This window comes from Sporosarcina sp. FSL K6-1508, assembly GCF_038007465.1.
GTDB lineage: Bacteria > Bacillota > Bacilli > Bacillales_A > Planococcaceae > Sporosarcina > Sporosarcina psychrophila_B.
This window is the reverse complement of the sequence record NZ_JBBOXF010000001.1, coordinates 3,918,896-3,933,755: the sequence shown is the minus strand read 5'-3', so window position 1 is coordinate 3,933,755 and position 14,860 is coordinate 3,918,896. Positions and strand designations below refer to the sequence as shown.

Sequence of the window (14,860 nt, the reverse complement as noted above, 5' to 3'; positions counted from 1 at the left end):
GTGTTCATTATCGAGAGAAATAAAATTTTGAGATGTATATTCCGAAATTATAAGGTGATTACTATTCGATACTATATATTGAAATAAAGAACTCCATTGAACCGCTACGGCGCTAGTGGATCCCTACTGCCATAAGCCAAGCAGCTTCGCCGCCGGTCTTATGGCTTCGGCTACCCCTGTTAAGGCGCCTTCGCTCAGTTTATATACCGGATTCAATAGTTCAACATATATAATTTTAGTCAAGAAAGACGCACTCCATGTTGCAGATTTCATTATAGATAACGAAATGCGCTTTCCCACCTAGACCATCCAGCGAAGGCGCGTCTTCGTGGTAGCCGGAGCGATAAGAGCAAGGAGGGATGCAGCTCAATCCCTCCCAAGTGGTCTCCTTTCTGGCTTATCGCGGGAGGCATCCACAAAGCGTCGAAGCGGTATTAGTGGGAATTCCAATTCACTCTAAATATATAATAAAGTGCAATTGTATAGTAATCGATTTAAAAGACTAAACATTCGGACAAAGTTAACCGAGTTTTAATCTAAAACATCTTTACTTGCAGCGTACTTTGGACTTTACTAAACACCAAATAAGACAGTTAAAAAGGGGGAAAAGAAATGAGAAACGGATGGAAAAAAATGTTGGCTGTTATTTTCAGTACTACATTAGTACTTGCTGCATGCGGGGAAGAGGAGGGGGAAGTGAAGGACAAGGAAACGTCTTCGAAGACATATAAAATAGGCGTCAGCCAGATTGTTGAACACCCCTCTCTCAATGCAGCTTATGATGGTTTTAAAAAGGCATTAGAAGATGCGGGAATTGATGCGGAATATGATGTTCAAATTGCTCAAGGTGATAACAGTGTCAACACGACAATAGCGACGAATCTTGTCAGCGCAGATGTGGATTTGATATTCGCAAACTCAACTCCTAGTGCTCAGGCGGCTGCTAGTGCTACAACAGAAATTCCGATCATTTTCACTTCTGTAACAGATGCAGTTGGAGCAGAACTCGTTGACTCAATGGAAAGCCCGGGAAGTAATATAACAGGAACAATTGATGCTCATCCAGATGCAATTTCCAATACACTGAAATTCCTTAAAGAAGAATTGGGTGCAAAAAATGTTGGCATGGTGTTTAACTCTGGAGAGCAAAACTCTCGTGCCCAAGTAGATGCAGTAAAAGAAATGTTGAAAGATATGGATATGACTGTTGTTGAAGCTTCTGTTGCTACTTCAGCAGATGTGAAGCAAGCGACCGAATCATTGCTTGGTAAAGTAGATTCTATGTACATTATTACAGACAATACGGTTGTTTCTGCGCTCGAATCAGTCATTTCAGTTGCCAATGACAATAAAATTCCGATGATGGTCGGTGAATTTGACTCTGTAAAACGAGGTGGCTTAGCGGCATACGGATTTGAATACTTTGATATTGGCTATGAAGCAGGACAAATGGCTGTCAAAATCTTAAAAGGTGAAAGTAAACCAGCCGACATGCCTGTTCAAATTCCACAAAAGTTAAAATTGATTATGAATAAAGACACAGCAGATACTCTTGAACTCGACGTTAAAGATGAATGGAAAGCTGAATTTAGTGAATAAATAGGAGGTGATTCTGCATGTTTTCAGCTGTATTTGGCTCTGTAGAGCAAGGGATCATCTATGCAATTATGGCGCTTGGCGTGTATATATCATTCCGTGTGCTGGATTTTCCGGATTTAACGGTTGACGGAAGTTTTGTGACAGGAGCTGGAGTAGCTGCCACGATGATTATCTTTGGTTATCATCCGGTAGCTGCAACAGTAGTAGCCATCATCATCGGTTTTCTTGCTGGATGTGTAACCGGCCTCCTGCACACAAAAGGGAAAATCAATGCACTTCTATCTGGAATCTTGATGATGATAGCCTTGTATTCTATCAATTTACGCATAATGGGACTGACATCGGCAAATTCCATCGGGCGTCCGAATATACCTTTATTAAATGCTGAAACGATGTTTAGTAAGTTTCATACATTTTGGAGCTCCTTTGGTATCGACACAGCCATTAATAAATTTTTTAGTATGCTAGGATTCCAACATTTGCCTTCAACCTGGGGTACGGTATTCATCATGATTATACTTGTTTTGCTAATCAAATTTGCCGTCGATTGGTTTTTGAAAACCGAGGTAGGTCTTGCGATAAGAGCTACTGGAGATAATAAAAAAATGATTCGAAGTTTATCTGCCAATACAGACACACTTGTTATTGTAGGGCTAGGCTTTTCGAATGCACTTGTTGCATTTTCAGGTGCACTGATCGCTCAGTATTCGAAGTTTGCTGACATCGGAATGGGAATCGGAATGATCATCATCGGACTGGCTTCCGTCATCATCGGTGAGGCAATATTTGGAACGAAAACGATTGTGCGAACGACAGTTGCTGTAATTGCAGGAGCCATTATTTATAGAATTGTGCTTGGCCTTGCACTTAGAGTGGACTTTCTTGATACGGGAGATATGAAATTAATTACCGCAGTTATTGTAATTGGGGCGTTAGTTTTACCGCAATTCTTTGAAAAGAAACGAGAAAAAAGCAGGAAAGCAAAACGGCATGCTGAACGGTTACTAGAGCATGAACACTTGCGGATGAAGGAGGGGAGCGCCATTGTTAAAGCTCAGCCAGATTAATAAATTATTTAATGAAGCAACTCCTGATGAAAAAATTGCCTTAGATCAAATTAATCTCACGTTAAATCCAGGAGATTTTATGACTGTAATCGGAAGTAATGGAGCTGGAAAATCGACCATGTTGAATATGATTTCCGGCGCTCTTTCGCCTGATTTTGGTGAAATTGAAATTGCTGATAAAAACGTTACAAAAATGCCGGAATATAAGCGATCACAAATGATCGGAAGAGTGTTTCAAGATCCAATGGCAGGAACAGCTCCTACGATGACAATTGAGGAAAACCTAGCTATGGCCTATTCACGAAACAAAAAACGTGTTTTTAAAAAGGGTGTAGACAAGAAACGTCGTGAATTGTTTCGCGAATCACTTGAAACGCTCCATTTAAACCTTGAAAATCGATTGAACGCAAAAGTAGGCATGCTTTCTGGCGGAGAGAGGCAAGCACTTTCACTATTGATGGCAACCTTTACGCAACCATCTATTTTGCTTCTTGATGAACATACTGCCGCGCTAGATCCGTCACGAGCAGAATTAATAACGAATTTAACAAAGCAACTTGTTGAGAAGGATCAGCTCACAACACTGATGATCACCCATAATATGCAACAAGCGCTGGACTTGGGTAACAGGCTTATTATGATGGATAAAGGACAAATCATATTGGAAATAGAAGCTGATGAAAAGAAGAAGTTAACAATTCCTAAGTTGATGGATGAATTTCAGCGCATTCGCGGCGAAAAATTGACTAGTGATAAAGCATTGTTATCGGTTTAATAATTTATTTTCGGTTTCTAAGGTGCAAGGGCACTTCATCTGATTGTTCAAGGAGTGAAAAATTCATTCTAGTAGAAGGGTGCCCTTCATGCAATGTTAGTAGTCTTTTTCGGGAAGTATAGTTATTAGTGCTATGGAAAAGTAGTCTACTAACTGAAGGAGTGAAATAGATGAGCGGAGCAAGAATTAAAGTATTAGGTAAGCGCGACCCACTTTCAGTGAATGTAACTGCGGAAACGAATACAGTGATAATCGGCGATGACGTATTAAATACCAATGAAATACAATTCGACATCCCGATTACAGGGACTGTTTATGGTACATTGCTGAACTATGAAGGGGCCCTTGAAAGGCTAGGCAAAGCTATACATGACAAACCGTATAATGCGCCACCAATTGCCCCTGTTCTTTATATTAAACCCGCAAATACCTTCAACCGTCACGGTGCAGCGATTGCTATGCCAGCTGGGATAGATAAGCTGGAAATGGGAGCGGCACTTGGACTCGTAATAGGAAAGAAAGCTGTCGCGGTGGATGAAGAAGCTGCGCTGACTTACGTAGCTGGTTATACGATTGTCAACGATGTCAGCGTGCCGCATGATAGCGTATACCGACCGGCTGTTCAATATAACGCGCGTGATGGATTTTGTCCAATCGGGCCATGGATCATCGATCGTCATGAAGTGCAAAATCCAGATGACTTAACTATCCGTGTATTCATTAATGATGAACTTCGTCAAAAAAATTCAACAACGAATTTGATTCGTTCGGTCCCTCGTTTACTTGCGGATGTAACCGAGTTCATGACGTTGAGTCCTGGAGATGTGTTACTCGTTGGAGTCCCTGAAGAGGCACCACAAGCTAGGGTAGGCGATAAAATCCGAATCGAAATAGCAGGTATTGGCAGTCTGGAAAATTTCATAGTTGACGAAAGAGAATTCAAATGGAGGGGGACGGTATGAGAAAAGCGCGAATAGCATTTGGGGGTGCCATCCATGAAGCAATTGAATGGGAAGGGCAACTCAAATTAGACGATGGACGAATTGTGGAAGAGAACAAAGTAACTTGGTTAACGCCAATCGAACCGCGTACGGTATTTGCATTAGGGCTTAATTATGCGGATCATGCAGCTGAACTTGCATTTGCGGCACCATCAGAACCGCTTGTCTTTTTAAAAGGGCCCAATACGTTTATTGGGCATGAGGCGTATACTCGTCGTCCCGCAGATGTCACTTATATGCACTACGAGTGTGAGTTGGCCGTCATCATCGGTGAAACAGCTCGAAATGTCAAAAAAGAAGACGCCTACAATTATGTTAAAGGATATAGTGTTGCGAATGATTACGCTATCAGAGATTATTTAGAAAACTACTATCGTCCCAACTTGCGCGTGAAAAATCGTGATATGGGTACACCATTCGGTCCATGGATTGTCGATGCAATAGATGTCGCCGATCCAATGGATTTAAAATTGACAACGCATGTCAATAACAAACTCGTCCAAGAAGGAACAACGGCGGATATGATCTTTGATATTCCGGATCTTATTGCGTATTTAAGTAGTTTTATGACGTTGAGTGAAAATGATGTCATTCTTACAGGGACTCCTAAAGGGTCTGTCAATACGGCCGTCGGTGATATAGTCGTCACAGAAGTTGAAGGAATTGGCCGTTTGGTAAATACCATTATCGGAGATGAATCTTTCATAAAGAAATAGTGGAAAAGGGAGGTGAATCTACTTGCCACATTTTATAGTCGAGTACACAGATAACATTAAAGATGAGGCGAAACTTGAAAAGTTATTTGAGGAGATTCATAAAGTCCTGATTGCCCGAGACACTGTTTTTCCGATAGGTGGTCTTCGTTCAAGGGCGATTGAACTAAAAGACTACCGCGTGGCAGATGGTGCAGAGGATGATGCATTCGTCCATGCAGTGTTAAAGATTGGTGCGGGACGCTCAGAAGAAATAAAGAAAGAAGTTTGTGAGGCATTGTTTGAAGTGATGAAAGAACATTTCTCGTTAATAATGGCCAAGCGCTATTTAGCATTATCAATGGAACTAATCGAATTTAGTAAGGCCGGTACTTATAAACAAAATAATATTCATGCGAGATTTAAAAAGAAGTAAAAGTGCATCGTCAACTAATCTATTCAAGAAAAGTGGAATGAACTGTAAAACTATGCTTGTTATCATATATCATTTAGTATATCATTGTGAATAAAGGGTTCTGAAAATTATAACAACGGTTATTGTCTTAACGTGTAAGATAGCCAAGGGCAGAGACATTAAAGTTTCACTTTATCCAAAATGAGGAGGGAATAGCATGGGCGCACGAACTGGGAAAGAATATATTGAGGGCATTAGAGAACGGAATACAGAAGTATGGATCCATGGTGAGAAAGTAGACGATGTTACCCTTCATCCAGCATTTAAAAATGTAGTGGAGAGCGTTGCGGGTCTTTACGATTTACAACATGAAAAGCCAGAAAAAATGCTCTATACGTCTCCGACATCAGGAAAAAAGGTTGGGCTTTCATTTATTGCTCCTAAAACGAAAGAAGATTTATTTAAAAGACGTGAAATGCATACTGAGTGGGCAACTTTTTCCGGCGGTATGATGGGGCGTTCCCCAGACTATTTGAACACGAGCATCATGGCCTTCGGTACAGCCAGTCAATTTTTTGCGCAAGAGGGCGGCGGAAGTGACCAGTTTGCTGAAAATGCAGCAGATTACTATGAGTATGCACGTGAAAATGACATTAGCTTAACACATACATTAATTCATCCACAGGTGAACAGATCAATGCTAACGCAAGCAGAGCAAAAAGATCCATTCCTCTCCGCACGTATTACGAAAAAGACCCCGGATGGCATTATAGTGAATGGCTGTCGGCTCTTGGCAACATTAGGAGGTATCACTGATGAACTTGTTGTATTCCCGTCTACTATAAACAGAACGCCGGGAACGACAGATGATCCATTCGCATTTGCATTTGCCATCCCAAATAATACACCGGGTTTAAAGTTCCTATCCCGCGAATCATTCGATTATGGCAAAAGTAAATGGGATCATCCGTTAGGCGCCAGGTTTGATGAAAGTGATGCCATCATTTCATTTGAAGATGTATTGGTTCCATGGGAAAGAGTTTTTGTAAGTGAAAGCACTGATATATGTAATCGTACGTATACCGAGACAAATGCGGTTATACATATGACGCATCAAGTTATTTCTAAAAATGTCGTAAAAACCGAATTTATTCTTGGTGTAGTCATCAGTATGATGGAAGCGATTGGTATTGATAAATTCATGCATGTTAAGGAAAAAGCTAGTGAAATTATGGTTATTTTAGAAGTGATGCGCTCTCATTTATACAAATCTGAGCACAATGCAAAAATAGATCAATATGGCAATATGACGCCAGACTTTGAACCGTTAAATGCAGCACGCAACTGGTTCCCGAAAATGTATCAGCGTATGAATGAAATCATTAAAATTCTAGGCGCTTCGGGTTTGATGGCGCTTCCAACTGAAGCAGACTTTAGCAATACAGATGTCGGCCCGTTAGTCCATCGTTACACGCAAGGAGCGAATATTAACGGCGAGGAAAAAGTACAGCTATTCCGCTTAGCATGGGATATTTCGATTAGTGCATTCGGTAACAGGCAAGCACTCTATGAATATTACTTCTTTGGAGATCCAGTGAGAATGTCGAATGCCTATTATGATGGATTTGATAAGCAACCTTATAAAGATATGGTTACGAGCTTTTTAAATAGAACAAAGAAAGAGGCAGGCATATTACTTTGAAAGTAAATCAAAATTTATATGAAAGTGAAAGGGGGAATTAATAATGCAACTGGTAGATCACGAAATTGATGACCGTTTATTTCGAAACGCTATGGGGAGTTTTGCAACAGGTGTAACAGTTATTACAACAGAGTTCGCAGACGAGGTACATGGCATGACAGCAAATGCGTTTATGTCCATTTCTCTAAATCCGAAGCTTGTTGCAATTAGTATTGGAGAAAATGCAAGAATGCATCAGCTAATCAAAGATGCCAATCAATTCGCGATTAACATATTATCATCTGCTCAACAAATGGAGTCGAAGCAATTTTCGGGGCAACTCAATTTAGAATCAAAAATTAATTTCGCATCCTATAAAGGTTTACCAATTCTTGAGAATTCGTTAGCGGTTGTAACATGTGAACTGCATAGCGAATATGTAGTGGGAGATCACACAGTTTTCATCGGTCATGTTACTGGCGTTAAGCTTGATGAAAAAGAACCATTATTGTTTAACCGAGGGAAATATCGCGAACTGAGAGAACTTGAAGAATAAAAGTTGAAGTTTTGAATCTGGTATTTAAACCGAGCGCCGGGGCGGTTCAATAGAATTCATTAATGCAACTTATTTAGGTAGTCACTATTAGTTTTTATAAAAAATGATTTATCTAGCAGATATTTAATCACTTAGAAGGAGTGGATTCTATTGGTCTATGATGAAGCTAAAAAGAAGTTACGAGGCTCAATTTGTCCTGTTATTACACCCTTTACTGAAAGCGGTGCAATTGACGAAAAAGCCTTTACTGAGTTGATCAATTGGCAAATTGACAGCGGAAGTCATGGGATTTCCGTTACAGGAACGAGTGGAGAACCGAGTTCTTTAACAATCGATGAGAGAAAAAGGGTTATGGATCTGGCGAAAAAGACGATTGATGGACGGGTGTTTTTCGCACCTGGAACGGGATCTACAAATCACGATGAAACAATGGAGCTAACGAAATATGCGGAAGAAATAGGTGCAGATGCTGCAATGGTTATTGTGCCTTACTATAATAGACCGAACCAAGAGGCGCTTTATCAGCACTTTAAAACGGTGGCAGATTCAGTCGTAACGCCAATCATCATTTACAATATACCAGGTAGGTCCGCTGTTAATATGGAAGTAAGTACGATGAAGCGCTTAGTCGATGATTGCCCGAATATTATCGGAGTAAAAGAGGCAAATAAAGACTTTGAACATGTGAATCGTGTGCTTCTCAACTGTGGCAGAGATTTCCTATTATTCTCAGGAATTGAACTGCTTTGTTATCCAATGCTTGCAATTGGCGGTGCTGGATTTATCAGTGCAACAGCAAATGTGGAGCCAACAAAAGTAGCGGAACTTTATAACGCATGGGAAGCTGGAGATGTTGCAAGGGCACAAGACCTTCACTTCGAATTAATGCCATTGAATGATGTACTCTTCAAAGATACGAATCCATCACCCGTTAAAGTGGCACTTGGCATGATGGGGAAAATCACGCCGAAGCTTCGCTTGCCCTTAGGATTACCTTCAGATGAAATCCAACAAGAAGTCCGGGAATCACTTATTGAACTTGCTATTTTACCTAAAGAAGCTGTTGTAAAATGATGAAAAAATAATATATATGTTGAATAAATACCGTTACTAACTAAGCGAAGTTGCAATTTGGTGTCAGTAACTGGACACCGGGTAGCCGAAGCTGCATGGCTTAGGGCGGGAGGCATCCTCTAGCGCCGTTGCTAATTCGATAGGCTTTTTTATCTCAACAAATATAATAAGAAAATAGGTGATATATATGGTATCAACGCATGAGTCAGTTTCTTTTAAACATGAAACACAAAAGAATATTTCTCTTTATATAAATGGTGAATTCACTCCAGCTTCAGCCGGCAAAACAATCAAAAACATGAATCCTTTTACAAATGAACAAATCAATGAAGTTGCTGAGGGGCAGTCAGATGATATTAATAAGGCAGTAGCAGCTGCGCGGGAAGCATTTGATCACGGTCCTTGGAAAACGATGAAACTAAAAAAAAGAATGGCCTATATTTACCGTATTGCAGATTTGATAGACGAAGAAATAGAAAAAATAGCTTACTTAGAAGCACTTGATACGGGACTTCCAATTAGCCAAACTAGGAATATGGTAAGCCGTGCATCGGAAAATTTCAGGTTTTATGCTCGCATGGTGGAAAGTCGTCTTGTAGGAGATGCCTTCCAAGTAGATGATGAATTTATCAATTATACAATCCACGCACCAGTAGGGGTTGCAGGATTGATCACACCGTGGAACGCTCCCTTTATGTTGGAAACATGGAAAGTTGCACCGGCGCTTGCGACTGGCAATACAGTTGTGCTAAAACCGGCAGAACTCTCCCCACTTTCAGCTAATCTATTAGCTGAAGTAATTCATAAAGCGGATCTACCGAAGGGTGTCTTCAATGTTGTGCATGGCTACGGAGAGACAGCGGGGGATGCGCTTGTCAAACATCCTGATGTCCAGCTTATTTCATTCACAGGGGAAACAACGACGGGTTCAACGATTATAAAAAACAGCGCCGACACCTTAAAAAGTTGCTCGATGGAACTTGGTGGGAAATCACCGATTATCGTTTTTGAAGATGCAGATTTCGATCGTGCTCTAGATGCTTGCGTATGGGGAATCTACTCCTTTAACGGCGAACGATGCACGGCTAACTCACGCTTGTTTTTACAAGAAGAGATCAAAGATAAATTTATTGATGCTTTAAAGATACGTGTTGCGAATATTAAACTAGGTGACCCACTAGACGCAGATACGGAAGTAGGACCACTGATTGATAAAGGTCATTTTAATAAGGTGAAAAGCTACTTGGAAATTGCAAAAGAAGAGGGTACCGAAGTGATTACTGGAGATATCCCAATTGGATTTTCTGAAGGAAACTTTGTTGCACCTACTCTAATTCTAAATGCTGAAAATAATATGCGTGTTGCACAAGAAGAAATCTTCGGTCCAGTATTAACTGTAATGACATTTAGAGACGAAGAAGAAGTCATTCAGATGGCAAACAACGTCGATTATGGACTCGCGGGTTATGTATGGACGAACGATATAAAACGAGGTCACCGCGTTGCGCATAAAATTGAAGCAGGAATGCTCTGGGTGAATGCTCAGAACGTTCGTGACTTAAGAACACCTTTTGGAGGATCGAAATCCTCTGGAATTGGACGTGAAGGTGGACATTACGGCTTTGACTTTTATACTGAACAGAAAATTATACATGTTTCAATTGATGAGCATCGTATTCAGCAGTTCGGGAATAAATAGGGGAAGGTATGGTGAGCACGATGGACTTTTCAATTATACGAATTGCGAGAACTGTGCTACATGTAGTGGATTTGCAGGCGTCCCGAAAGTTCTATGTTGATGGATTAGGCATGATTGAAACAGAAAGTGATGAAAATCATATTTACTTAAGAGGGTTAGAAGAACATTCACATCACAGTCTCTTATTGAAAAAAGCAGACAAATCCGTTGTCGAAGTGCTTAGTTATAAGGTTGAAAAAGAACAGGACCTTGATGAAATCGAAAAGCTGTTCATTTCTAAAGGACTGAAAACGAAATGGATGGCGAAAGGGCAACAACAGGCAATTGGAAGAACCCTTCGGACTCATGATAACTCTGGTATTCCTTTAGAATTTTTTGCGGAAATGCCCGTTGTTGATCGGATGCTGCAGCGGTATGACCATTATCGAGGGGCAAAAATTCAGCGGATTGACCATGTGAATTGTGCTGTGCCTGATGTTCAAAAAGCCTATGATTTTTATGTTGATCACTTAGGTTTTTCATGTTCAGAGTATACGGATACTGAAGATGGAGACTTGTGGGCAGCCTGGCTATATCGTAAGCCAACTGTTCATGATCAGGCATTCATGAGTGGTCCTGGGCCAAAACTGCATCATTTTGCATATTCGCTAACAGACCGACTTAGTGTGCTTGATTGTTGCGATGTTTTGGCAAGTATGGGGTATGCAGATTCGATTGAACGCGGACCTGGCCGCCACGGTTTGTCCAATGCCTTCTTCCTCTATTTGAGAGATCCAGATGGCCACCGCATCGAACTTTACACGGGTGATTATTTAACTTGCGATCCGGACTTAGTGCCAAAACGCTGGGATTTAAATGATCCACTGCGTCAAACATTCTGGGGACACGAAGCTCCAGATCGATGGTTTAATGAAACAAGTACATTCATTGATATTGAGACGGGCGATGAAATAGACTGTAAAGAACCGTTATTAGAACAAAGAAAACCGGAAATTATGGTTTGAGAACTGAGTCAATTTAATTTATAAAGACAATAGGAATACCTGCGAAAATGTTAACGATAACATTTTCGCAGGTGCTTTTGCGTTGGTAAGAACTGTTCAATTTGTTTATCTCTGATGTAAGCGCTTTAATAATCTAAATGTTCTAAATTTGATTGACTATCAATTACTGTCAGTGTAGCATTATGAAAAATTATCTTTTTGAATAAAATTTACACAAAATAAGCAGATTTACTTAATCGGAGGGGGAAAGAATGAAAATGAATAGGATAAAAATGATTATCATCGCTTTTAGTACCGTACTACTTCTTATGGCATGTGGAGATGGGGAGAAAACAGAATCGAGTAATGATGACACAAAGAAATATAAAATAGGTGTCACGCAAATTGTAGAGCATCCCTCACTGAATGCTGCTTATGAGGGCTTTAAAGAGGCAATAGAAGATGCGGGACTGGACGTCGAATTTGTAGTACAAAACGCACAAAATGACAATAGTGCTAACACGACGATTGCTACGAATCTTGTTAATTCTGGTGTCGATTTGATCTTTGCAAATTCCACACCTAGTGCTCAAGCCGTAGCGAGTGCGACTCAAGAAATACCAATTGTTTTTACATCCGTTACGGATGCGGTTGGAGCTGAATTAGTAAACTCATTGGAAAGTCCCGGAGGCAATGTAACTGGCACGATAGATTTGCATCCCGACGTGATTCCGCAGACGTTGAAGTTCCTAAAGGAAGAGCTAGGTGCGAAAAGTATAGGCATGATTTTTAATACAGGGGAGCAAAATGCGCGTGTTCAAATGGATAAAGTTCATGAATTGGTAAAAGATATGGATCTCAATGTTGTTGAAGCGCCTGTAGCTACATCAGCCGAGGTGAAACAAGCTGTTGACTCATTAATTGGGAAAGTAGATTCTTTGTATATCATTAAAGACAACACGGTTGTTTCGGCGCTTGAATCTGTAACTTCAGTTGCGTTTGATAACAAACTGCCAATGATGGTTGGTGAGCTAGACTCCGTTAAACGTGGTGGTCTAGCAGCATACGGTTTTAATTACCATGATCTCGGTTATGAAACAGGTCAAATGGCCGTGAAGATTTTAAAAGGAGAAAACAATCCTTCTGAATTGGCTGTTCAAGTTCCGAAAAAACTAAAATTTGTTATTAATGAAGATACTGCTTCTAAGATTGGACTTGAAATTAAAGAGGAGTGGCAAGCCGAGGTAAGTGAATCGGCAAAGTAGTTTCGCTTGTTTTTCGCGAGATTCAATTTTTAAAAACAAATAAACATGGGGTTTCATCCAACGGTGCCACTGACAATTCGTTTTAGACTTAGCGCGTGAGGGTATGCTAATAATGAATCAAAACTTAAGGAGGTTAAAGTAATTATGTCATTAAGCAAAGAACTTCAAACCTTAAAAGAATATCGCTGTGATGACCGCTGTGTATTGAGTGTGTATCTAAACACCAATCCTGGCGATCCGGAACAATTAAACGGGGCATGGAGAATTCATTTGAAAAGTGGTTTAAAGCGAATTGATGAGTATTTGACGGCTTCCAATGATGAAAAAGAAATGAAAGCATTTAACGAATTAAGGAAAAAAGTTGAAAAAGAAGTCGAGGATAATAAGAATGATCTAAGCAAAGGTGTCGTGATTTTTGCAGCGGCAGATCCGGAGCTATGGTCGGTTCACTATGTTCAGGTCCCTGTGAAGACAAGCTTCCACTGGGAAGACCACCCGGTTACTGAAGAGATGGAGTATATGTACAAAGCATATCCGGAAGCGGGGATTATCTTACCCAGCTTTGGGGAAGTCCGCATTTTAGATACAGCAATGGGAGCTGTCATTGATGAAGCCACCTATGTATTTGACCCGAATTTGGAAGGGTGGGGTAAAAAAGGTAAAAAAGATGAAAATGAAACACTAACGGGGAGTACGCGCGACGATGCTATAGAACCGCGTTTGAGAGAAAACCTTCAACGTTTCTATAAAGGAATGGGCGAGATTATTGGGAAATTGAAAAAAGAACGAGGCTGGCAAGAAATCCATGTATCGGGAGAAGCTGATCTCGCAAACGCTTTCGCTGAAACATTACGCGAAAAACCCGCCAGTTGTATTTATAAAAACTTAAATAATAGTAAACCCAATGATGTGATTCACCAAGTTTTTGAAAAGTGAATTCTAAAGAGACGCAATCGAAACTAACCGCTCATTTTTTTGAGAACGGTTAGTTTTTTGTTCTATTTTCTGAAATGGTTTACTCGTTTCAGAACACAATACCCGCTAGGCGAATAACATAGGAATGGAAAGAGAGATGGGGCATCCCGTCCCGATATACAACGTTACAAATGTCCCTATTTCGAGTTGAAGAGTTGGCTAAAAGGATTTATGAACGCCATATTGTTCTTACTGTAAAAAATAGTTGAAAACCACCAGGATCGATTGCTCCTAGTGGTTTTCAATCGCTGTTTTAAATAGTATCTTCCTTATTCACTTGTACGTCCGTTCTTTTTCACTTTTTTGTCTGTCATTTTGCGTCATCGGTTCATGTTTCGGATTCAAGTTGCCGAGTTCAGCTAACTCAAGAGAAATCTCTTCTTTCATAGTACTCGATTTTAATTTCTGCTGTTTCGATGTCGAAGGCACAGAGGCTGATTCGTTCCTAGTATTCGTCTGATTATCTTTTCCCATAATAAACCCTCCCATCTAACAATTCTGTTCTTTATTAATATGGCTTAAAAAATGGTTTCAATTCTTTATTGGTCAAAGAATTGTGAACTAAAGAAGCTGAAATTAGAGAAAAATGCGAACTATGAAGAATTACGTTTTTCATCATCCTGATAAAAGTAGCGTGTACACGACAAACTTTATGCTTTTTTCAATTACGCAAGCTATTCTTAATGATGAATATTTAAAACTCCTATTGAAATCAATTGATTTGAAGCGAACTGCCTCTCCCGGTGTAATTACCGGTATAAAATTATTTGGCATTGAAATTACTATTAGTTGTAACAGTCGCCAGCAAAGCTAACTTTTCGCCAAAGTAAAGCAATTGATTCTTAGCCATCATTTACAGTTTACTTTTCCACAAATTACTTTAGGATTATTTGCGTTGTTATTTTTATTCATAAGGGATTTAGGGGGGATATTTAGGCATTCGAAGGCATCAAAACCTATTTTCGTCTAGAATAAAAGAAGCGAAAAGCCATGAGAATCAAGCCTTTTGCATTATATTCCTGCAACTTGTGACAAATTTGTGAATTAACACAACTTTTCCAAAATCCGACATTCTTTT

General features: G+C 40.0%; 14 protein-coding genes. 13 read left to right on the top strand and 1 reads right to left on the bottom strand.

What is annotated here, in order from left to right:
* Positions 1-612: 612 nt before the first annotated feature.
* From MKZ11_RS20390 to MKZ11_RS20330, 13 genes are all read left to right on the top strand, one after another.
* Positions 613-1,599 (top strand): ABC transporter substrate-binding protein, encoded by a 987-nt coding sequence (locus MKZ11_RS20390; protein WP_340796182.1) that lies wholly within the window; start codon positions 613-615, stop codon positions 1,597-1,599.
* A 17-nt stretch (positions 1,600-1,616) separates the two neighbouring features.
* Positions 1,617-2,666, top strand: coding sequence for an ABC transporter permease (locus tag MKZ11_RS20385; protein ID WP_340796181.1), 1,050 nt, complete (start codon positions 1,617-1,619; stop codon positions 2,664-2,666).
* Complete coding sequence (locus MKZ11_RS20380; protein WP_340796180.1) at positions 2,644-3,441, top strand: ABC transporter ATP-binding protein; 798 nt, start codon at positions 2,644-2,646, stop codon at positions 3,439-3,441. Before MKZ11_RS20385 ends, MKZ11_RS20380 begins: the two co-directional genes overlap by 23 nt.
* Before the next feature lie 170 nt (positions 3,442-3,611).
* Complete coding sequence (locus tag MKZ11_RS20375; protein ID WP_340796179.1) at positions 3,612-4,403, top strand: fumarylacetoacetate hydrolase family protein; 792 nt, start codon at positions 3,612-3,614, stop codon at positions 4,401-4,403.
* Positions 4,400-5,158: a fumarylacetoacetate hydrolase family protein gene (locus MKZ11_RS20370; protein WP_340796178.1), complete on the top strand. Its 759-nt coding sequence runs from the start codon at positions 4,400-4,402 to the stop codon at positions 5,156-5,158. The genes MKZ11_RS20375 and MKZ11_RS20370 overlap by 4 nt, the downstream gene beginning before the upstream one ends.
* A gap of 22 nt (positions 5,159-5,180) precedes the next feature.
* Positions 5,181-5,570, top strand: coding sequence for a 5-carboxymethyl-2-hydroxymuconate Delta-isomerase (locus MKZ11_RS20365; protein ID WP_340796177.1), 390 nt, complete (start codon positions 5,181-5,183; stop codon positions 5,568-5,570).
* 196 nt (positions 5,571-5,766) lie between these two features.
* Positions 5,767-7,251 carry a 4-hydroxyphenylacetate 3-monooxygenase, oxygenase component gene (gene hpaB / locus MKZ11_RS20360; RefSeq protein WP_340796176.1) on the top strand — a complete coding sequence of 495 codons (1,485 nt, stop codon included), beginning with the start codon at positions 5,767-5,769 and terminating at the stop codon, positions 7,249-7,251.
* Between the two features lie 64 nt (positions 7,252-7,315).
* A complete protein-coding gene (locus MKZ11_RS20355; RefSeq protein WP_340797068.1) occupies positions 7,316-7,786 on the top strand; it encodes a flavin reductase family protein in 471 nt (156 codons plus the stop codon).
* 150 nt (positions 7,787-7,936) lie between these two features.
* Positions 7,937-8,860, top strand: a complete 924-nt coding sequence (gene hpaI, locus MKZ11_RS20350) for a 2,4-dihydroxyhept-2-ene-1,7-dioic acid aldolase (RefSeq protein WP_340796175.1) — start codon at positions 7,937-7,939, stop codon at positions 8,858-8,860.
* Positions 8,861-9,047: 187 nt separating this feature from the next.
* Positions 9,048-10,559 carry a 5-carboxymethyl-2-hydroxymuconate semialdehyde dehydrogenase gene (gene hpaE / locus MKZ11_RS20345; RefSeq protein ID WP_340796174.1) on the top strand — a complete coding sequence of 504 codons (1,512 nt, stop codon included), beginning with the start codon at positions 9,048-9,050 and terminating at the stop codon, positions 10,557-10,559.
* A 20-nt stretch (positions 10,560-10,579) separates the two neighbouring features.
* Complete coding sequence (gene hpaD, locus MKZ11_RS20340; protein ID WP_340797067.1) at positions 10,580-11,563, top strand: 3,4-dihydroxyphenylacetate 2,3-dioxygenase; 984 nt, start codon at positions 10,580-10,582, stop codon at positions 11,561-11,563.
* Positions 11,564-11,814: 251 nt separating this feature from the next.
* The gene (locus MKZ11_RS20335) at positions 11,815-12,807 is read left to right on the top strand and encodes an ABC transporter substrate-binding protein (RefSeq protein ID WP_340796173.1); all 993 of its coding nucleotides are present in this window, start codon (positions 11,815-11,817) and stop codon (positions 12,805-12,807) included.
* Between the two features lie 144 nt (positions 12,808-12,951).
* Positions 12,952-13,743 (top strand): VLRF1 family aeRF1-type release factor, encoded by a 792-nt coding sequence (locus MKZ11_RS20330; protein WP_340796172.1) that lies wholly within the window; start codon positions 12,952-12,954, stop codon positions 13,741-13,743.
* A gap of 312 nt (positions 13,744-14,055) precedes the next feature.
* Here the strand turns inward: MKZ11_RS20330 and MKZ11_RS20325 are convergent, their stop codons facing one another.
* Positions 14,056-14,256: a hypothetical protein gene (locus MKZ11_RS20325; protein ID WP_340796171.1), complete on the bottom strand. Its 201-nt coding sequence runs from the start codon at positions 14,254-14,256 to the stop codon at positions 14,056-14,058.
* Positions 14,257-14,860: the final 604 nt, after the last annotated feature.

Bases quoted from the DNA above. Each gene is read 5' to 3' on its own strand.
- MKZ11_RS20335 (WP_340796173.1), top strand. From the start codon at position 11,815: ATGAAAATGAATAGGATAAAAATGATTATCATCGCTTTTAGTACCGTA.
- hpaD (WP_340797067.1), top strand. From the start codon at position 10,580: ATGGACTTTTCAATTATACGAATTGCGAGAACTGTGCTACATGTAGTG.
- MKZ11_RS20325 (WP_340796171.1), bottom strand. From the start codon at position 14,256: ATGGGAAAAGATAATCAGACGAATACTAGGAACGAATCAGCCTCTGTG.
- hpaE (WP_340796174.1), top strand. From the start codon at position 9,048: ATGGTATCAACGCATGAGTCAGTTTCTTTTAAACATGAAACACAAAAG.
- hpaB (WP_340796176.1), top strand. From the start codon at position 5,767: ATGGGCGCACGAACTGGGAAAGAATATATTGAGGGCATTAGAGAACGG.
- MKZ11_RS20330 (WP_340796172.1), top strand. From the start codon at position 12,952: ATGTCATTAAGCAAAGAACTTCAAACCTTAAAAGAATATCGCTGTGAT.
- MKZ11_RS20385 (WP_340796181.1), top strand. From the start codon at position 1,617: ATGTTTTCAGCTGTATTTGGCTCTGTAGAGCAAGGGATCATCTATGCA.
- MKZ11_RS20375 (WP_340796179.1), top strand. From the start codon at position 3,612: ATGAGCGGAGCAAGAATTAAAGTATTAGGTAAGCGCGACCCACTTTCA.
- MKZ11_RS20370 (WP_340796178.1), top strand. From the start codon at position 4,400: ATGAGAAAAGCGCGAATAGCATTTGGGGGTGCCATCCATGAAGCAATT.
- MKZ11_RS20390 (WP_340796182.1), top strand. From the start codon at position 613: ATGAGAAACGGATGGAAAAAAATGTTGGCTGTTATTTTCAGTACTACA.